This is a genomic window from Bradyrhizobium sp. CIAT3101, assembly GCF_029714945.1.
Taxonomy (GTDB): Bacteria; Pseudomonadota; Alphaproteobacteria; order Rhizobiales; family Xanthobacteraceae; genus Bradyrhizobium.
This window is the reverse complement of record NZ_CP121634.1, coordinates 5,862,532-5,880,180: the sequence shown is the minus strand read 5'-3', so window position 1 is coordinate 5,880,180 and position 17,649 is coordinate 5,862,532. Positions and strand designations below refer to the sequence as shown.

The following is a 17,649-nucleotide window of genomic DNA, read 5'->3' as shown; positions in this document are numbered from 1 at the left end:
TCAAGATCGATCCTGACGCCCTTGGGGGCGAACGGCAATCCGATCCAGCGCCCGCTCCGGTGGAATCATGCAAAAGTCCTGATGGTCTGGATCACGCCGTCGAGCGCCGTGCCGGCGCTGTCCTTCAGCGCGGCCTCGCGCAGGCGGCGCGCCCAGTCGGCGGCATCATCGCGTCGTTCCACCAGCTTGATCGCCGCCAGCGTCCTGTCGAATTTCGACAGGCCCCGGCTGTGGGTATCGGAATAGCCTTTCACCAGGCGTCGGCATTGCAGGATCTCGACGCCCAGCTGGTAATTGGTGCCGACCGCGTCGGTTGCGGCCTTGAGCCATCCGTCCCTGTGAGCCGTCTCGATGGCGTGACGCAGCGAGCGGCGGCGCAGGCCGCGCATCCCGCCCACGACATAGAGCACAAGGAACCAGGGCAGCGAGTAGGTCCGCACCCGGCGTCCCCGGTTGACGCGTCGATCGAGCCAGCCGAGCAGGCGCGGCTGCGCGCCAAGCCAGCGGCCGAAACCTGCAGGCAGCATGCCCATGACCTCCTCCATGCGGGGATGCATGAATTCGGTGGTCTGGAGCACCTGTCCGTCCGACATCTCGAGCTCGCTCTCGATGCGCGCGCGGCGGCCGGCCCGCGTCTTGAGGTCGGCGACGCGGATGACGTCGTCATAGGTCATGGCGTTGGCCAGGTATTTGGCCGCGGCTTGCGTGAAGGCATAGGCGTGCGCGCTACCGCCGGCGCTTCGGTCGGCCGCCTGCAGCTTATTCAGAATGTCGAGATATTCGCCGCCATAGGCGACGTCCTGGAAGTCGACCACCTTCCTCAAGCCCGCGCGCGCCATGCCGCGCGCCGGTTCGGGAAGCTCCTGGTTCAGTCTTGCGACGAGGCCGGCGAGATCCGGATCGAGCGTTGCGGGAGAGGGGACGTCGGCCTGTCTGGCCGGCGCGGGCGCTGCAGTTCCGACGGCGCCGGTCTTGACCCGGTCAAAGGCGGCCTCGAACGTCTCGACGCTGGCCTTCGCGCCTTTGCCACCGGCGCGGATCACGTCGAGATAGCTGTCGCGGCTGAACGGCAGCACATCGGCGGCTGCGAGCGCGCCGAACATCGCAGCCGAGATGACGCTGCCATGCGCGATCGCAAGCGCGTTCAGATCGAAGATGATCTCGGTCTTGGCGGCAACCCCGATCGCACCGGTGACGGCGCCACCGTCGGCAATGCCATTGCCCGGCGCGATCTTCTCGCCGATCGCAAACGAGCGGTGGTTGGACGCGATCACCGTGGTGCGATCCGGCGTCACGAGGCCGCGCAGAATGGATCGGCCGGCCTCCATGAACTCCGCCGCCATCACGACGTCGACGTCGCCGGGCGTCGGCATCAGCGACAGGATCGGCTTGCGGCCGTCCAGCGGCGGCATCGCCTCGATGTAATAGATCGTGGCGCCGGTGCGTTGGGCGACGCCGGGCACCGAGGTCGATTGCGCGATCCAGCCATGGTTCTCGGCAAGCTGGACGATCCAGTCGGTCAGCACGCCGCCGCCCTGGCCGCCCATCGCGACGATCGCGAGCGAGATCGGCCGCTCGGTCGCTTCACCCGCGGCAGGCAGGGCCAGTCTGACCGTTTCGTCCCTCATGCCAGCGCCTCGAGCGCCGGACGACGGCGGTCGCGGCGCCGCTGCAGCCAGCCGATCACCGCCATCGTGACCTTGGATTTGAACTTGTCCCAGCCGGTTGGATTGTGAATGACGTCGGCACGATAGAACGAGGGGCAGAGCGCGGCGGCCTCGGAGACCTCGCCGCAATTGCCGCAGCCGACGCAGGAATTGTCGATCGCCGCGACGGGATCGTCGCGCAAGGGATCGTCAAGCTGCTTCACCGAGAGCGACGGGCAGCCGGAGAGCCGGATGCAGGCATGGTCGCCGGTGCAGACATCCTCATCGACGCCGAAGCGTTCCTTGACGGTGCGGACGCCGTCCTTGATTGCCTTGGTCATCTGCGGCTTCACGCGGCGCTGCTTGTTCAGCATGCATTCGGAGGAGGCGACGATGACCTTGGGACCTTCCTCCTTGGTCGTCAGCGCTTCCTTGAGCGTGTCGCGCATCTTGCCGACATCATAGGTGCGGTCGAGCTGGCGCACCCATTGGCCGCCGATACCCTTCACCGCCTTGACGATCGAATTGTTGGTGTCGCGCCGCTTGTTGATCGCGCGTGAGGACAGGATGTCCTGACCGCCGGTTGCCGAGGTGTAGTAATTGTCGACGATAACGAAGACGCCGTCATGCTTGTTGAACACGGCATTGCCGATGCCGCTGGTCAATCCATTGTGCCAGAAGCCGCCGTCGCCCATCACCGCGATCGAGCGCTTGTCGGCCTTGACGTTGAAGGCCGAGGTCGAGGCCGGACCAAGGCCGAAGCCCATGGTGGTCGCGCCGATATTGAACGGCGGCAGGATCGAGAACAGATGGCAGCCGATGTCGGCCGAGACGTGGTGCTGGCCGAGCTCTTCCTCGACGAGCTTCATGGCGGCGAAGATCGGCCGCTCCGGGCAGCCGGTGCAGAGCCCGGGCGGTCGCGCCGGCACCACCTGCTTGAGCTTCTCGACCGCCGGGTGATTGAGCACGGGCGCCGCATCCGGCGCCGGTGGCCGGTTGCCGAGCAGCCGCGGCTCCGTCTTCTCCAGAAACTCCCTGACGCCGCCGAGCAGAACCTGCGCGGTGTAGTCGCCGCCCATCGGCAGCACGTCCTTGCCATGGACGCGCGCCTGGATGTCCTTGCGGCGCAACACCGTGTTGATTGCCTGCTCCAGATACTCCGGCTGGCCTTCCTCGACGATCAGGACGGCCTCCTTGTCGAGGCAGAACTCCGCGACCTCGGTGTCGATCACGGGGTAGGTGACGTTCATGACGTAGAGCGGGACCTGCGTATTGCCATAGGCATCCGACAGCCCGAGATATTGCAGCGCGCGAATCACGTTGTTGTACATCCCGCCCTGCATGATGATGCCGACCTTGCCCTGCTTCGGCCCCATCCATTCATTCAGCTTGTTGTCGCGGACGAATCCGACAGCCGCGGGCATCCGCGTCTTGATCTTCTCCTGCTCATGCTCATAGGCCGCCGGCGGCAGCACGATGCGGTTGACGTCGCGCCTGGGATTGTTGAGCGCATCCTTGATGGTGTGAGCCGGCTTGACGTTGTCCTTGCAGACAAAGCTGCCGTGCATGTGACAGGCGCGAACGCGGACCTCGAGCATCACGGGCGTGTTCGAGAATTCCGAGAGCTCAAAACCCTTCTCGATCAGGTTGACGATGCACTCATGGTCGGGGCGCGGATCGAGCAGCCACATCTGCGACTTCATCGCAAACGCATGAGTGCGCTCCTGCATGATGGAGGAGCCTTCGCCATAGTCCTCGCCGACGATGATCATGGTGCCGCCGGTGACGCCGCCCGAGGCGAGGTTTGCCAGCGCGTCCGAGGCGACATTGGTGCCGACGGTCGACTTCCACGCCACCGCGCCGCGCAGGGGATACATCACCGAGGCCGACAGCATCGCCGCCGCGGCTGCCTCGTTTGCGGAGCTCTGGAACACGACGCCGAGATCGTCGAGCACGTCCTTGGCGTCGGCGAGCACGTCCATCAGATGCGAGATCGGAGAGCCCTGGTAGCCGCCGACATAGGCGACGCCGGATTGCAGCAGCGCCTTGGTGATGGCGAGGATGCCTTCGCCGCGGAACGTGTCGCCATCGCCGAGCCGGAGATCCTCGACCTCGCGAGCAAAAGACCGTTCAGCCATTGCACCCTCCAGAAATATGCGTTAGCATACGTTTACATGTGAAGTAAGTCAACGCCGCGCCATGCTATCACGCCTGCGGACCTCTGCTCCGACAAGGCGGTCATGAGCCGGCGACAGGGTAGGGCCAATGCTGAAGCTGCCTCGCTTTAGAGCTGCCGCCGTCCAGGCTTCACCTGTCTATCTCGACCCGGGCGCGACAGCCGACAAGGCGGCTTCACTGGTCCGTGAAGCAGCAAGCCACGGCGCGAAGCTCGTCGCTTTCCCCGAGGTGTTCGTTCCCGGCTATCCCTACTGGAACTGGATCACCGATCCCGTCACCGGCAGCGCGTGGTTCGAGAAGCTCGCCAAGGCGTCCGTGCTGGTGCCGGGTCCGGAGGTTGATGTTATCAGGAAGGCCGCGCGCGATACCGGATGCTACGTCGTCCTCGGCGTCAACGAGCGCAGCCCGGTGTCGCTGGGCGCGATCTACAATACGCTTGTGTTCATCGGCCCCGACGGCGCATTGCTCGGCAAGCACCGCAAGCTGGTGCCGACCTGGGCAGAGAAGCTGACCTGGACCGGCGGTGACGGATCGAGCCTGCGCGTCTATGATACCGGGATCGGACGTCTCGGCGGTCTCGCCTGCGGCGAGAACACCAACACGCTCGCGCGCTTTGCGCTGTTGGGTCAGGGTGAGCTCGTGCATGTCGCAAGCTACATCGCGCTTCCGGTCGCGCCTCCCGACTACGACATGGCGGAGGCCATCAAGTTGCGCGCGATCGCCCATTCCTTTGAAGGCAAGATTTTTACGATCGTCTCCTGCTCGACGGTGTCGGAGGAGATCATTACCGCGATGGAGACCGTCGTCCCCGACGCGCGCGCGCGCCTGCAGCGGAAGTCGAGTGCCTTCTCCGGCGTCATCGGGCCCGATGGCCGCGTGGTCGGCGATGCCCTGATCGACGACGAAGGCATCGTCTATGCCGACATCGACCTCGATCGCTGCATCCAGCCGAAGCAGATGCATGACATCGTCGGGCACTACAACCGCTTCGACATCTTTGACCTCAGGGTCAACCGGCGTGCTTTGGCGCCGCTGGGCCTTGCCGACGGTGAACGCGAAGCTGCGGAGCAGGGTGGCTTCACGCCGATACCACTAAGACCGGAATAGGACCTGGAGGATAGGATGCGCGAGAACGTCGTCGGCCGGGCCAATGTCGAAGACACGCCCGAGCTCAAGGCCTACTACAAGGACCTCGAAAAGTACGAAGCCGGTGCCTTGTGGACGGTCGCCAACAAGATCGAGCCGTGGGCGCCGCAATCAGCGTCGGTTCCCGTGCTCTGGCGCTACGACGATTTGCGCGAGCACGTGCTGCGCTCGGTCGAGCTGGTCTCGCCGGAGAAGGCGGGGCGGCGGGTGATCTACCTCAACAATCCCGGCCGTCGCGACGTCTCGGCCGCGGTCGGCTGGCTCTATTCGGGATTGCAGGTGATGCATCCCGGTGAAGTCGCCACCGCACACGCGCACTCGGCCTCCGCCCTGCGCTTCATCATGGAAGGAACGGGCGCCTACACCATCGTCGACGGTCACAAGATGACGCTCGGGGCGCGGGATTTCGTGCTGACGCCGAACGGCACGTGGCACGAGCATGGCGTCGAAGGCAACGGCTCCGTCTGCATCTGGCAGGACGGCCTCGACATCCCCTTGGTCAATGCGCTCGAAGCCAATTTCTTCGCCGTGCATCCGAAGATCCAGCAGGAACCCTCCGGCTATCCCGTCGACGGCACGACTAAGACCTGGGGCAATCCCGGTCTGCGGCCGGCCGGTTCGAAATGGTCGAAGAGCTATTCGCCGATGTTCAAGTACGAGTGGGAGCCGACCTACGAGTCCTTGCGCAAATACGCCGCCGCGACCGACGGCTCGCCCTATGACGGCATTCTCATGAACTACGTCAATCCGATCACGGGCGGACACGTGATGCAGACGATCGGCGCGAGCATGCAATTGCTGCGGCCGGGCGAGAAGACGAAGTCGCATCGCCACACCGGCAGCTTCATCTACCAGGTCGCCAAGGGCCGCGGCTATTCGGTGATCGGCGGCAAGCGCTTCGAGTGGCAGGAGCGCGACATCTTCTGCGTGCCGTCCTGGGCCTGGCACGAGCATGGCAACCTCGCGGACGGCGAGGACGCCTGCCTGTTCTGCTTCAACGATCTTCCCGTCATCGAAAGCCTCGGCTTCTACAGGGAAGAAGCCTATGGCGACAATTCCGGCCACCAGCCGGTCGCCGCCTGACGTTCGATCGCTCGCCTCCAGAATTCACCAGCAACAGCCGGATCAAGCTTCCATGCGTCTCGTGACCTACACCTTGGGCTCCAGCGGCGCCCGTCTCGGCGTTCTCGTCAATGGGCTGGTCGTCGATGTCGAGCACCTCGGTGCATCCAGCGGCGTGACATGGCCGAGCGACATGCTGTCGTTCATCGACAACGGCGTGACGTTGCTGCCGGCGCTCAGGGATGCACTGGCGGAGGCCAATGGCCGCTTTCCGGCCGGCTCGGCGGTTGCGGTCGAGGATGTCAAGCTGCAGGCGCCGATCCCGCGCCCGCGGAAGAACATTTTTGGCATCGGGCTGAACTACCGAGCCCATGTCGCGGAATCGGCGAAGAGCCTCGATACGAGCCAGGACCTGCCGAAGCAGCCGGTCGTCTTCTCGAAGCCGCCGACCTCGGTGATCGGTCCCGGCGCCGCCATCCAGCACAACGCGAAAATGACGCAGCAGCTCGACTGGGAGGTCGAACTCGCCGTCATCATCGGCAGGACCGCGACCCGCGTCGCGACGGAGAAGGCGATGGATCACGTCTTCGGCTATTCGGTGATGATCGACATTTCCGCGCGCGACAATCGCCGCGCCGGCCAGTGGATCTTCTCCAAGGGCATGGACACCTATGCGCCGTTCGGCCCTTGCATCGTGACCGCGGACGAGATTCCCGATCCGCATGATTTGCGGCTGTGGCTGACCAAGAACGGCGTCATGAAGCAGGACTCCAACACCAAATACATGATCTTCGACATTCCGGTTTTGATTGCCGACATTTCGTCGGGCATGACGCTCGAGCCCGGCGACATCATCGCCACGGGAACGCCGGAAGGCGTCGGCGCCGGCATGAGCCCCCAGGAATGGCTGTGGCCGGGCGACGTGGTCGAGGCCGGGGTCGACGGTGTCGGTGTCATCCGCCATCCCGTCGTTGCGATCTGATGACGAATTTCTCGTTCGATCGCGAGCTCAGGTTCGGAGACTGCGATCCTTCCGGGATCGCGTATTTCCCGTCCTACCTCAACATCCTCAACGGCGTTGTCGAAGCGTTTTGGGCGAAAATTGGTTTTCCGTGGCCGGAATTGATCATGGTCCGGAAGATCGGAACGCCGACGGTGCATCTCGCCTGCGATTTCTCCCGGCCGTCGATGTTCGGCGATCTCCTGACGTTCGACCTGCGCATCGTCCGGGTCGGGGGATCATCCCTCCATCTGGAGCATGTCGTCTCCGGCGCGAATGGCATGCGCTGGCGCGCGCGCCAGATCCTGGCTGCGACGTCGCTGGTGGATCATCATGCGATCCCGTGGCCCGATGACATCAGAGCCGCGCTCATGCCGCATGTGAGTGTGGGCGAGGGCGCCGAGGGAGCGCCGGCATGATCTCGCTCTTCATGACATTCTCTGATCCGGCAGGCGAGCGGCGGATTGATCCCGACGAGATTGCCGCCGTGGCGGAGGCGGTCGGATCGATCCCGGAGATGACCGAGGGCTTGCTGTTCACGCCGCTCGAACAGTCAGTCGACCATCCCTACAAGGCCGACGGCTCCGGCCCCGCCTTTGCGCTTCAGCTGCGATTTCCCGACCTTTTCGCCTGCGAGGCGGCGATGGACCGCGGCAGCATCCTTGCCGGCCTCGCGACAGGTGCCGGACACGCCGGCCTCACTGGCCTCGACGTCACGCATCAGGTGATGCTGACACGCGCGTTCCCCGTCGATGTCGCCGCACATCCGGCAGGAACGACAGTGCCGTGCAGCTACCTCGTGCACTATCCCGGCCCGGCCGAGGACATGAACGCCTGGAATCTGCATTATCTGGAGCACCATCCATCGATCATGCGGACCTTCCCGAACGTCCGCCAGATCGAAATCTACACCCGCATCGATTGGGTCGATCGGCTGCCGTCGCAGCGCGTCGAGCACATGCAGCGCAACAAGCTGGTGTTCGACAGCCCGCAAGCCCTCGCGCACGCGCTCGGCTCCGACGTGATCACGCGCATGCGCGCGGATTTCGTCAAGTTCCCGCCATTCGCGGGCGGCAACAAGCATTTTCCGATGCTGACGCGGGTGGTGCGGGCCAGGCGCTAGATCGCCGAGAGCGTAAAAACAGATCGCAATCCGAAACGGGCCACATCCGGACTCCCAGCCGCTACCGCGAGCCAATCGGCCTCGTCGACGAGCACCTCCAGCCGAAGCGGAATTCCGCGGAGAGTTTCGCTGTCTCAAGGCTGCAGGAGTGACAGAAGCCTTTGACGGTCTTGATCGCGCAAACGCTGGCATTCACGCAGCCGCTCCAGCTCCTTTTCGGCCCGTGCAGTACTCTGACCCTCCTTTTTCAAGTCGAGAACCAGCCGCTCCTGTTCTGCAAGCTGGCGCTCTCCTGCGACCACATCGCGTTCGACACGGCTCAGTTCGTCATAGATCGAGGTCCTGTCCATCGAAGCACTCCACGTGCTCGATCAACCCGATCGACGTTTCACCGTTCCTCTCGCCTGCCGTTTATTCCCGGTCGATTTGACGCGCCCGCTCAGGGCGTTTATCGGACGCCGGGCTGCCGCCGGTCGCGAGGTCCGCTTGGGGCCACGAGCCGACCTTGGTCGCGGACGAAGAAAGAAGCCGCCGCTGACGGCCAAACAGGGTATAATCCCAGGAAGCCGCGCTCCTTTGGAACGCCGCATCACGGCAATCATTGAGCCGGCGGGCGAAACTCCCTGGAGGAGGAAAGCGATGCGCGCGATTTTGGCCTTGAGCGTTTTGATCAGCCTGTGCGGGTTCGCGAACGCGGGATCTGTGCAGCAGGGGCACCGCCGGCACGCGGCGCCTCATCCCCATCATCAGATGCAGCCATCAGGTCGAACCTCCAGTTTTGCCTATGCGCCGCGTCAACGCACCCGGTCCGCCGACCCCTGTGCCAAGCCGGAAGCGTATTTCGGCGCTTGTCAGGGTTATGCGCCCGGAGAGAAGGAGCAATTTCTCGGTAGTGTGCTCAGCCCTTATTGAAAACGCTTTGAGAGGGGCGCCTCGCGAATAGCCATTGTCCGCTGCGGGTCAAAAGCTGACGGTCGGCAGGCAGCGCGGCAAGGTCAGCTTTGGGCCACAACCCGACATCAGCGGCGACGGCACCGCGGTTCGTCTGTCAGCCCCCGGGGCCGTCCTTCATGATGTAACCCATCAGATCGTCCACGTTGTGCTCCAGATCCCGGATGATGTTCTTGACGACATCTCCGACCGATATGACGCCCACGACCTTGCCCGCGTCCAGCACCGGCAGGTGGCGAATACCGCGCGCGGCCATCATCGCCATGCAGGCATCCAGCGGATCGTCCGGCTTGATCGTCACCGGGTTGCCCGTCATCACCTGGCTCACCGGCGTCTGCTTCGCATCGAGCCCGGGCAGCAGCACCTTGATGGCGCAGTCACCCTGGGTCACGATACCGACCAGGATGTCGTCGTCGATGACCAGCACCGACCGGACCCGGTTGTCGCGCATCCGGTGCAAGGCTTCGATGACCATGTCGCCGGAACGGACATGGATCAGGGCGCCACTTTTCTGCGCCAGAGCGCTTTTCGCCGTGCTCATTGATCCCCCTCGTGGGTCTTGTGCTGCCCCGCCTTGATGCTCTGCATTGAAGGATAGTCGAAATTGCGTGCCCCGTCAGCACCGCGCGCAATGCCGCAAAGACCCCGAATGGGTGGAGCAGGGTACCCCAGGCGTCGAGCGGTCCAAGTACCGGCAGCGGCTCAAGGGCTGTTATGGGTCACAATTCGACGCGGCGTCGAGCGCCCTTGGACTTCCGCTAAGGGCCAAGAGGCGACATGGCGAACAGATTAGCCAGTACGTGGCCCGACTGCTCCGAACCCTACTCGCTCAAAATCGATGGCAGACGTGCTCTCTTCGTATGAATAGCCCTCCAGCCGATGAATTTGACCATCCCGAAGCCAAAGCATAAATCCCATTCCATGCCGGAGCCCGGCAATAGTCGCTCCGACATCGCCTAATGGCGAGGCTACATCTTTGATTGGCGAACGTTGTGAGACATCGAGTGTGGTGTAGAAACCTGCCCCCGTGTTCTCTCGAGCAGTGACGCGGACCTTTGGCTGCTGACCATCGAGCGCACCAGCGAGCTCGGGTACCTGAAGCGCCATAGCGTCGAGAACTGCCTGTTCTAGAGAGGACAAAACTTCCAGCATCGGCACATGGCTCCCTGTGATCGCGTCCAATAATTGACCGAACACGTCAACCATTGACCCGGCCGGACGTTAAAAATTGATCGAAGAACAAGGTCTGCAATGGGTCAAAAGCTGACAGTTAGCACGTAACGCGGGGAGGTTAGCTAAGGGCCATTAGCGGAAGTGGCCGATCCTTTCGCCGCAGACCTACTCGATGGCTCAGTTCTCGCTGCGATCGCGATACTGAACTAGGGTCGTAGTGACTGACATATCGCGACGATCTCCTGCGGCTCAGGTCGGTTCCGGTAGTCCGCATCGACGTGAGCGTAGGCAATACGGCCAAAGCGGTCGATAACGAATGTCCCCGGCACCGGAAGAGTCCACCTGCCGTCGGCATTTCGCTTGTTGATTTCGAAGCCGGAGCTTTCCAACACCTGTTTGGCAGCGTCATTCATTTCGAAAGTGAGACCAAACTGCTCGGCAACTTTTCCGCCATGGTCGGTCAGGACTGGAAACGCCGGCCCTGCACTGACGTTCTCAACGGAAGCTGGGGCCGCCTCCGGCGACACCGCGATCAAAGCAGCGTTGGCGTCAGACAAGGCTGGTAGAATTGCGACCAAGGCACGAAGATAGATGTTGCAGTAGCCACACCAACTACCACGATAGAAAACTAAAACCAGGGACGAGAATTTGCCCTCGCCAAGATAACCGGCTAGATTCCATGTCCGCGCTTCTGCCGTCGGTAGCGAAAAGTCAGGAGCTAGATCGCCAACACGAATGGAATTCGTCCTTGTGCTCAGCGCCTGGGTAGCCGGACCAATTTGGCCTCCAAATAAGACATTGGCCTGCTCGACGCCTCGTCGTGCAATCAGCTTTTCGGTGAAATCAGCGAGGGAAGCAGCAATGGGAGTAGTGGAAGCCCGGAAGGTACCATCTTCGCTCATGTCTCTCGCTCCGTGGTTCTTCAAAGCGGATCAGCATACCCTATGCCCCATGCTATCAAAAGTCGGCTAGCCAACCTCTCATCGAGTGCCTCAGTCTGAAAATCGATAGGTATCTCGCGTGCTAATCGCGATTGCGCGCTGCAGGCGACATTGGAGACAAGGTTGACTTCTGCTTCGGGTCAGATGCCGACCTCCGCCAAGGCTGGACGCTATGTCCCCTGGGGGCCAATAGGCGGAAGTGGCCGCTCACAAACGGGCCGGTCTGTCGTCGTGCTCGGTGAAGGCGTCGCTGATGTTTATCAAGTTAAGCGGAACGAACGCCGGTAGGATCGATAGTCCGGTTTGAGACGACGTAGTCGATCTCTCCACGCGTAATGCCGATGTCAATTAACTCGCTGTCCGTAAGCTGGTTCAACTGGGTTCGCAGCCTCTCGCGTTTGCGCCACTCACAAAACGCATCCCAATATGCTTCAAGCGGGCTGTAATAGGTCCGCCTTGCGGTTGGCGGTCCGAACTCAATGCTCCCGTGGATCGTGCTCATCGAATTGCTTCCTGGGTTGGGCAATTTCACCCAGCGAAATTTGCCAGCACGCTCGTTGGCGTGCTTAACGGCTGGCTTACATTTTTCTCACCGGCAGCTTATTCTTCGTGCCCCTGCGGCTTCGGACGTGATCCGAGAAGGAAGGGCGGTTTGCGTTACCTCTTTGAGGACTACGCATTGGATACCGACCGGCGCGAACTGCACCGCGCGACGGACGCGATTGTTGTCGCGCCTCAGGTGTTCGATTTGCTCGAATACCTGATCCGAAACAGGGAGCGCGTGGTCAGCAAGGATGATCTCCTGAACGCCGTTTGGAACGGACGTATCGTTTCCGATGCCGCGCTGACGACCCGCCTGAATGCCGCTCGCAGCGCAATTGGCGACACGGGCGAAAAGCAGCGCCTGATCAAAACACTGCCCAGGAAGGGCTTCCGCTTCATTGGCGCGGTGCATCAAGACGACGGGCGCACCGTTTTGCCGAGTGGTTCGACGGCGGGCGGCGTCGTGACGCCGAACCACACTTTGACGCCGCGTCTTTCCATCGTTGTCCTGCCGTTCGTAAATATCGGCGGTGATCGGGAGCAGGACTACTTCATCGATGGCGTGACCGAGAGCTTGACCACAGACCTCTCACGCATCAACGGAGCGTTTGTGATTGCGCACAGCACCTCGTTAAAGTTCAAGGGCAAAGCCGTCGATGTAACGAAGTTGGGACGTGAGCTGAACGTCCGCTATGTGCTCGAAGGGGCGGTGCAGCGCGGCGGCAATCGTCTGCGGATCAATGTGCAATTGATCGACGCCGAAACGCGCGCCCATCTTTGGGCTGATCGGTTCGACAAACCCATGACCGATTTGCTCGAGATGCAGGATGAAATAGTCGCCAGGCTTGCCAACGCGCTGGATGCCCAACTGATTGAGGCGGAGGCCCGGCGCGCTGAGCGATCTCCACATCCCGATGCGGTAGATTTGTGTTTCCAGGGCCGCCATTCGTTGAACAAGGGACGTACGCCCGAGAACATGGCAGAAGCTCGCTGCTTTTTTGAACGCGCGTCGGCACTCGAGCCAGAGAACGTCGAAGCTCTGGTCGGCAAGGCGGAGATCGCTCTCACAACCGCCACCGCCTTCATGGCCGATGATCGGGACGCGCACCTCGCCGCCGCGGAGGCCGCGTTGCTCAAGGTCCTGTCGATGGCTCCGCGCCATGCCCGGGCCCATATGTCATTCGGCTGGATGCAATTGTTTACCAGGCGCGCCGTGGAGGCCATTGGAGAATTTGAGCGGGCGCTCGCGCTTGATCGCAATCTGGCCACCGCCCATGCTTTGACCGGATTTGCGAAAGTCTTCATCGGCCGAGGCGCGGAAAGCGAGGCTCACATCCAGCAAGCGTTTCGGCTGTCTCCCCGCGACAGCAGCGCGTACCGCTGGATGCACTGGCTTGGCGTCGTCAAATTGATCCTTGGCGCCGAAGCCGAGGCGGTTGATTGGCTGCGGCGGTGTCTTGAAGCAAACCGCAACTACCCCATTGTGCATTTCCAGCTTGCTGCTGCCCTGGCGCTCGTGGGCTCGCTGGATGAGGCGCGGGCCGCCGTGCGCGCGGGGCTTGCGCTGGATCCAGGCTTCGACATAGGTCGGACGCGAGGGCTCATGCTGAGCCGCGACCCGACATTTCGTGCCGGAAGCAGCCGTATCCGCGATGGCATGCTGATGGCCGGGGTGCCGGAGCGGTGATGTTGCCTTCGGGTCATGAACTGACGCCCGGCCGGCAGCCCCACAGGGTCAGCTAAGGGTCAATAACGGAAGTCGCCGCCTCATTCCGGCAAAGGGCCAAAACCGGACTCGGCCATGCACATGCGTCGCGCGTAGCCTATTGCTGCGATCTGCTTTCAAGCAGCCGGGCGCGGACCTCTTCCGATACAAAGTGCTCCGCCCGCTGCCATGCCTCGTCATTGTCGCCGCGGAACTGGAAGTATTTCCGGAACACGACCCGCTGGGATGTTACATCGATGGCAGCAGTCCTCGCTATCTGCACCAGCGTGCTCATTTTGTGAACGATACCGATGATCAGAATCTGCGTGCCGGCCTGTGACGCCGCGCGCAGCCGATCGCGCAACGCCGGTCCGTCGGTCGGACAATTTGATGCGCAGGGCGACGGCACCAGCTCAAAACGGCGGTCTGCCGTGACGTCGTCCCGCAGCGCGGTCATGAAAGCCCGCAATCGCTCTTCATGCGCGGCCGTCTGATCGGTGGGCTCGTTCGACGTGTCGATATAAATGAAATCGTCGACGGAGACAGCCAAAGCGTGGTCGGCGGTCGCGGCAGATGCATCTGAGACGAGGTTGGATCCCAGGAATAGACCGGCCGTGGTAACAGCGTGCAAGAGGAAGCCGTGGCGCATGGCGATGACTCCGTCTCCCCTCTACTGAGGCCATCTTAGAAGATCGTTCTTTCTGCCTCCTGTCGAATTAATCCTTGGTAACGCTAGGCGCCCGCCCATGGCAGCGTTCGCAGCAGGTCAAAAGCGCCACTTTGACTTCACAGCGTTTGAGGCGCGCGGCGGCGGAGATAGGCGCCTGAAACCGACGCAAGGCCCAGCGCATAGAATGCCATCCAGAAAGCAGAGGCGCCGCGCCAGATCACGTTCGGTTCGTGGGTTTGCAATATGGCGAGGACAATACCGATCGCCCACGCGTAAGCGAAGCAGACCCAGAAGACATACTTCATCAACGAGGGGCACCCACCAAATATCAGCTCCCAATGATCAATTTCCTCACCCGCACCGCTACGTATCTTTCTTCCTTCCCTTTCCGAAATGTCGATGAGGATGACCGACAAAAAAGCCGGGAAGATTCCCCACGTCAGCACTGGAAACAAGGCGTTGTCGCCGAGTTGGACGCTGGTGAATGACACCGCATTTACGACGATGCTGAGTGCCAGCCCGCACGCGGCGTAGAGTATTGCAAACAGCAGTAGCAGCTTGGTCATGGTGATTCGATTAAAACGCACGAGGCGAACGGCTTTGATGAAACGTCGTATGCGGTATTAGTCGCACCATCCATGATGCGGTTCACCCGGTCCTCTGTCCGATAGGGGGCATCAGCCGAACACACTGTGTCGGCTGCTCTTGCTCCGTTGACGGCCGAGATGCGGACTTCAAAATTGCCTGCTACCGGGGTCGGCTGCGGGCCATCAGCGGACATCCACGCCTTGGCAGGCTGCACCCGGCGTTGAATTCGCTTGAGGTCGACCTCTTGTCGTCGGCAACCGCGTGCTCGTCACCTCAGGTTTGACGCGCTGTTTGCCGTCATGCCGGTTCGCGCCGGTGCGGCCACGGGGGCGAAATCCGGAGTTTGGTCGTTGCCAAGTCGTATGCCGCTATAGGCGACGAGCCCGTCGGTGGTGGCCACCGCGTCGCCACGGCGCAGCGAGCCGTCCAGCGCGAGATCAATTGGCGCTAGGCCGCCGGGATTGCGGCCATTGCAGGTGCAGTCGGCACGCAGCGCCTTCCGATACGCAAAGGCGTTCTCGCTGTCCGCATAGCGTTCGCCAGTTGCGGCATAAGCGCTGTCGATGTTGGAGCCGAAGAAGACCTTAGTCGGGCTTGTCGGACAGAAGGCTTGGCACATCTGCGCCGGCGAGGTCGCGCCGCGCATCAGCGGAAAGTATTTGCCGTCGCAGCTGCGCACGCAGAATGCAGGTCCCGCGCTTGCGACGATCGGCCGCGGCGTCGGCGATTGCGCATTATTGTCATTGCCGAAAGACGAGGTTTGCTGCTGCTTCCGGCCGCCACCGAAGAAGAAGTCAAGCAGCCCCTCAGCCGAACTCATCTCCGGCGCCAGCGCGACGGGGCCAACGATGACGGCAGCAGCAAGCAGGCGGCGAAGCTTGCGCTGAAAAGACCACTGGGTACCTTGCTCCACCCGACGCAAAGAACCTCCTTGCAGCCCTGCGCGCTGCGCTTCCTCAACTCGCATCATCTACTAAGCTCGCTCTATGGCGGACAAAGGGAAAGAAAAAGGCCAGAGAGCACTTCGCGCGCCACATTCTCCAACCGTCATTCTCGGCCAGTGCGCATCGAGCAAGCACGCCACGCGCGGCCGCGCGACAGTACCTGCGAGAGGATTAAGTCGATGGGTGTGATGGGCTGCCGCGAACGGCTTCGCCGGTATCTCAACCACGAAGGTATGAAACTTCATGTCTGGTGTGGGTCAGAAACGGCGGTTGAGGCAAGCGTCGCCCGGCGTCCGGCCTACCGCCGGTAGCTGACATCACAACAGGATCAGCAAGGTTCGGTTGAGGGGCGGAAGCGGACGTTGGGCAGCGCCACCGCGCGGTCACTCCGCCTGTCGAACCGGTACTAGGCCGTAAACCCATAAACGCGCCGCGCTGACGCGTTGTCAGTGTCCGCTGTGCCCTGATAGCCCACGCATTGTTGCTGGAGCAGCGAACCGACGAAAATCTTGCACCCTGATGAGATCAGTAGCAGACTCGGCGCTCTGCAGTCGCGGGATGTCGCGACCATTATGCGTTTCATTCTCTGATCGAACCATCATAAGAAAAGGAGAATTGACACCATGCCGGACAATTCCGAAAAAGGTCTCGATCGTCGCAACCTCTTGATTGCATCTATCGCCACCGCTGGAGCCTCGGCCGCCTTCGCTGTCAACGCTAACGCTGCTGGCGAAGCGTCGGCTGCGTCGGGGAGGACCGTCTATACCGGCGACGTGATCCAGGGGAAGAAGGTCATCAGCGCGCTGGACGTCAACGACCTTGAGCCCGGGCAGAAGCATCGCTTCTATTTTCAGGGCGTGCAGATGCCTACGGGCAAACACTGGAATGTGTCGGTGGTGGTCGCGAAGGGGGGAAGGCCAGGCAAGCGCGCCCTTCTGATCAGTGGTGTGCACGGCGACGAGATGAGCTCGATCCATACGGTCATGACCGTGATGAACCAGCTCGACCCCAAAAGTATGTCGGGCACGGTGATGGCGGTCACCGATGTGTCTCGCCCCGCCTTGGAAAGCATGCAGCGGCGATGGCCCAACGTGGGGTTGGGTGCCGACCTCATAGACATGAACCGAGTATGGCCGGGAGACGAAAACGGCCCCACCCCGACCAGCCGACATGCGGGGTTGCTGTTCAATCGTCTGTTGCGGCCGAACGCCGACTTCGCCATCGATTTCCACACCGGAGCAACCGGTTTTAGTGCCAGTGCCTTCAATCTCGGCGATATGAATATTCCGGAGGTCAAGGCGATGCTGGAACTCTTTCCCGTGACCCAGATCTTCAATAATCCGGTGTATCCGGTTGTTCTCCACAACGCTCTGATCGACGTGGGCATTCCTGCGTTCTGCTCGGAGATCGGCCCCGCTCGGGTACTCACTCCTGATATGATCGATCTGTTCGTTGAGGGTACGATGAACGTACTCAAACACCACGGTATCGTATCCGGCCCGATGGGCAAGACCGGCAAGGACGTGCCTGTTTTCATTGGCAACAGTGGCTTCCCGATTATTGCGACCGAAGCCGGCTTCGTCGAACCTCTGGTTAAGCTTCACGACAGGGTCAGCCCTGGGCAGAAGGTCGCTATACAGCGCAACAGCTTTGGCGAGATTGTTGCCGAATATATCAGCAGCGTCACGGGGGAGGTCTTTGCACTGCGTACTGACGTGACATCTGAGCCCGGCAATCCTCTGCTGTTTATTCTTTTTGAGAAGCCGACGCGGGAGGGCAAGGAGTCTTATCCCGAGTAGTTCGCCCGAATACGTTTCAGAACGAATGTAACGCCTATGACCTCCCTTTCCTGGCGACACAGAAGCCCAGAACGAACTTTGCGCTCCTGCTCATCTGCGTCGGTTTTGCATGTCTCCAGCCGCCCGGCGTCCGGTCTTCCGCCGATAGCCGACATCACTACAGGATCGGCAAGGTTCGGC

18 protein-coding genes are annotated in these 17,649 nt (G+C 61.9%); 8 read left to right on the top strand and 10 right to left on the bottom strand.

Translation table 11 applies throughout. The features are described 5' to 3' along the window. Positions 1-65 precede the first annotated feature (65 nt). Positions 66-1,628, bottom strand: a complete 1,563-nt coding sequence (locus tag QA645_RS27880; RefSeq protein ID WP_283044691.1) for an indolepyruvate oxidoreductase subunit beta family protein — start codon at positions 1,626-1,628, stop codon at positions 66-68. Continuing rightward, on the bottom strand, positions 1,625-3,784 hold the full coding sequence (locus tag QA645_RS27875; RefSeq protein ID WP_283044690.1) for an indolepyruvate ferredoxin oxidoreductase subunit alpha: 2,160 nt from the start codon (positions 3,782-3,784) through the stop codon (positions 1,625-1,627). The genes QA645_RS27880 and QA645_RS27875 overlap by 4 nt, the downstream gene beginning before the upstream one ends. A gap of 127 nt (positions 3,785-3,911) precedes the next feature. Between QA645_RS27875 and QA645_RS27870 the strand changes: the two genes are divergently transcribed. The 5 genes from QA645_RS27870 to QA645_RS27850 are packed head-to-tail and all read left to right on the top strand — an operon-like array spanning position 3,912 to position 8,155. Next, positions 3,912-4,931 carry a carbon-nitrogen hydrolase family protein gene (locus QA645_RS27870; RefSeq protein ID WP_283044689.1) on the top strand — a complete coding sequence of 340 codons (1,020 nt, stop codon included), beginning with the start codon at positions 3,912-3,914 and terminating at the stop codon, positions 4,929-4,931. A gap of 15 nt (positions 4,932-4,946) precedes the next feature. Beyond that, positions 4,947-6,053, top strand: coding sequence for a cupin domain-containing protein (locus QA645_RS27865; protein WP_283044688.1), 1,107 nt, complete (start codon positions 4,947-4,949; stop codon positions 6,051-6,053). 52 nt (positions 6,054-6,105) lie between these two features. Further along, positions 6,106-7,014: a fumarylacetoacetate hydrolase family protein gene (locus QA645_RS27860; protein WP_283044687.1), complete on the top strand. Its 909-nt coding sequence runs from the start codon at positions 6,106-6,108 to the stop codon at positions 7,012-7,014. After that, complete coding sequence (locus QA645_RS27855; RefSeq protein ID WP_283044686.1) at positions 7,014-7,451, top strand: thioesterase family protein; 438 nt, start codon at positions 7,014-7,016, stop codon at positions 7,449-7,451. Before QA645_RS27860 ends, QA645_RS27855 begins: the two co-directional genes overlap by 1 nt. Further along, on the top strand, positions 7,448-8,155 hold the full coding sequence (locus QA645_RS27850; protein WP_283044685.1) for a hypothetical protein: 708 nt from the start codon (positions 7,448-7,450) through the stop codon (positions 8,153-8,155). The genes QA645_RS27855 and QA645_RS27850 overlap by 4 nt, the downstream gene beginning before the upstream one ends. Before the next feature lie 134 nt (positions 8,156-8,289). Here QA645_RS27850 and QA645_RS27845 read toward each other — a convergent pair whose 3' ends face one another. Beyond that, on the bottom strand, positions 8,290-8,505 hold the full coding sequence (locus QA645_RS27845; RefSeq protein WP_283044684.1) for a hypothetical protein: 216 nt from the start codon (positions 8,503-8,505) through the stop codon (positions 8,290-8,292). A 289-nt stretch (positions 8,506-8,794) separates the two neighbouring features. Here QA645_RS27845 and QA645_RS27840 point away from each other — a divergent pair, with 289 nt between their 5' ends. Beyond that, entirely contained in the window at positions 8,795-9,067 is a 273-nt protein-coding gene (locus QA645_RS27840; RefSeq protein ID WP_254130494.1) for a hypothetical protein, read from the top strand. A gap of 136 nt (positions 9,068-9,203) precedes the next feature. On the opposite strand, the gene QA645_RS27835 is transcribed toward QA645_RS27840, so the two are convergent. The 4 genes from QA645_RS27835 to QA645_RS27820 all read right to left on the bottom strand — a co-directional run bounded on the left by QA645_RS27835 (position 9,204) and on the right by QA645_RS27820 (position 11,722). Continuing rightward, entirely contained in the window at positions 9,204-9,647 is a 444-nt protein-coding gene (locus tag QA645_RS27835) for a CBS domain-containing protein (protein WP_254130495.1), read from the bottom strand. Positions 9,648-9,895: 248 nt separating this feature from the next. Beyond that, complete coding sequence (locus QA645_RS27830) at positions 9,896-10,312, bottom strand: hypothetical protein (protein ID WP_283044683.1); 417 nt, start codon at positions 10,310-10,312, stop codon at positions 9,896-9,898. A gap of 173 nt (positions 10,313-10,485) precedes the next feature. Further along, complete coding sequence (locus tag QA645_RS27825; protein WP_283044682.1) at positions 10,486-11,181, bottom strand: peroxiredoxin-like family protein; 696 nt, start codon at positions 11,179-11,181, stop codon at positions 10,486-10,488. Positions 11,182-11,485: 304 nt separating this feature from the next. Further along, on the bottom strand, positions 11,486-11,722 hold the full coding sequence (locus tag QA645_RS27820; protein ID WP_283044681.1) for a DUF1127 domain-containing protein: 237 nt from the start codon (positions 11,720-11,722) through the stop codon (positions 11,486-11,488). 150 nt (positions 11,723-11,872) lie between these two features. Between QA645_RS27820 and QA645_RS27815 the strand changes: the two genes are divergently transcribed. Further along, positions 11,873-13,450: a winged helix-turn-helix domain-containing tetratricopeptide repeat protein gene (locus QA645_RS27815; protein ID WP_283044680.1), complete on the top strand. Its 1,578-nt coding sequence runs from the start codon at positions 11,873-11,875 to the stop codon at positions 13,448-13,450. Positions 13,451-13,586: 136 nt separating this feature from the next. Here QA645_RS27815 and QA645_RS27810 read toward each other — a convergent pair whose 3' ends face one another. From QA645_RS27810 to QA645_RS27800, 3 genes are all read right to left on the bottom strand, one after another. Then, the gene (locus QA645_RS27810; protein ID WP_283044679.1) at positions 13,587-14,117 is read right to left on the bottom strand and encodes a DUF2380 domain-containing protein; all 531 of its coding nucleotides are present in this window, start codon (positions 14,115-14,117) and stop codon (positions 13,587-13,589) included. 137 nt (positions 14,118-14,254) lie between these two features. Beyond that, the gene (locus tag QA645_RS27805; protein WP_283044678.1) at positions 14,255-14,704 is read right to left on the bottom strand and encodes a hypothetical protein; all 450 of its coding nucleotides are present in this window, start codon (positions 14,702-14,704) and stop codon (positions 14,255-14,257) included. A 290-nt stretch (positions 14,705-14,994) separates the two neighbouring features. Further along, positions 14,995-15,696: a DUF2865 domain-containing protein gene (locus QA645_RS27800; RefSeq protein ID WP_349253140.1), complete on the bottom strand. Its 702-nt coding sequence runs from the start codon at positions 15,694-15,696 to the stop codon at positions 14,995-14,997. A gap of 597 nt (positions 15,697-16,293) precedes the next feature. Here QA645_RS27800 and QA645_RS27795 point away from each other — a divergent pair. Beyond that, positions 16,294-17,469: a succinylglutamate desuccinylase/aspartoacylase family protein gene (locus QA645_RS27795; protein WP_283044677.1), complete on the top strand. Its 1,176-nt coding sequence runs from the start codon at positions 16,294-16,296 to the stop codon at positions 17,467-17,469. Positions 17,470-17,649: the final 180 nt, after the last annotated feature.

Excerpts from the sequence above, each read along its gene's own strand:
- QA645_RS27810 (WP_283044679.1), bottom strand. The coding sequence starts at position 14,117 with ATGCGCCACGGCTTCCTCTTGCACGCTGTTACCACGGCCGGTCTATTC.
- QA645_RS27880 (WP_283044691.1), bottom strand. The coding sequence starts at position 1,628 with ATGAGGGACGAAACGGTCAGACTGGCCCTGCCTGCCGCGGGTGAAGCG.
- QA645_RS27875 (WP_283044690.1), bottom strand. The coding sequence starts at position 3,784 with ATGGCTGAACGGTCTTTTGCTCGCGAGGTCGAGGATCTCCGGCTCGGC.
- QA645_RS27800 (WP_349253140.1), bottom strand. The coding sequence starts at position 15,696 with ATGATGCGAGTTGAGGAAGCGCAGCGCGCAGGGCTGCAAGGAGGTTCT.
- QA645_RS27860 (WP_283044687.1), top strand. The coding sequence starts at position 6,106 with ATGCGTCTCGTGACCTACACCTTGGGCTCCAGCGGCGCCCGTCTCGGC.
- QA645_RS27865 (WP_283044688.1), top strand. The coding sequence starts at position 4,947 with ATGCGCGAGAACGTCGTCGGCCGGGCCAATGTCGAAGACACGCCCGAG.
- QA645_RS27830 (WP_283044683.1), bottom strand. The coding sequence starts at position 10,312 with ATGGTTGACGTGTTCGGTCAATTATTGGACGCGATCACAGGGAGCCAT.
- QA645_RS27855 (WP_283044686.1), top strand. The coding sequence starts at position 7,014 with ATGACGAATTTCTCGTTCGATCGCGAGCTCAGGTTCGGAGACTGCGAT.
- QA645_RS27850 (WP_283044685.1), top strand. The coding sequence starts at position 7,448 with ATGATCTCGCTCTTCATGACATTCTCTGATCCGGCAGGCGAGCGGCGG.
- QA645_RS27825 (WP_283044682.1), bottom strand. The coding sequence starts at position 11,181 with ATGAGCGAAGATGGTACCTTCCGGGCTTCCACTACTCCCATTGCTGCT.
- QA645_RS27820 (WP_283044681.1), bottom strand. The coding sequence starts at position 11,722 with ATGAGCACGATCCACGGGAGCATTGAGTTCGGACCGCCAACCGCAAGG.
- QA645_RS27805 (WP_283044678.1), bottom strand. The coding sequence starts at position 14,704 with ATGACCAAGCTGCTACTGCTGTTTGCAATACTCTACGCCGCGTGCGGG.
- QA645_RS27840 (WP_254130494.1), top strand. The coding sequence starts at position 8,795 with ATGCGCGCGATTTTGGCCTTGAGCGTTTTGATCAGCCTGTGCGGGTTC.
- QA645_RS27835 (WP_254130495.1), bottom strand. The coding sequence starts at position 9,647 with ATGAGCACGGCGAAAAGCGCTCTGGCGCAGAAAAGTGGCGCCCTGATC.
- QA645_RS27870 (WP_283044689.1), top strand. The coding sequence starts at position 3,912 with ATGCTGAAGCTGCCTCGCTTTAGAGCTGCCGCCGTCCAGGCTTCACCT.
- QA645_RS27795 (WP_283044677.1), top strand. The coding sequence starts at position 16,294 with ATGCCGGACAATTCCGAAAAAGGTCTCGATCGTCGCAACCTCTTGATT.
- QA645_RS27845 (WP_283044684.1), bottom strand. The coding sequence starts at position 8,505 with ATGGACAGGACCTCGATCTATGACGAACTGAGCCGTGTCGAACGCGAT.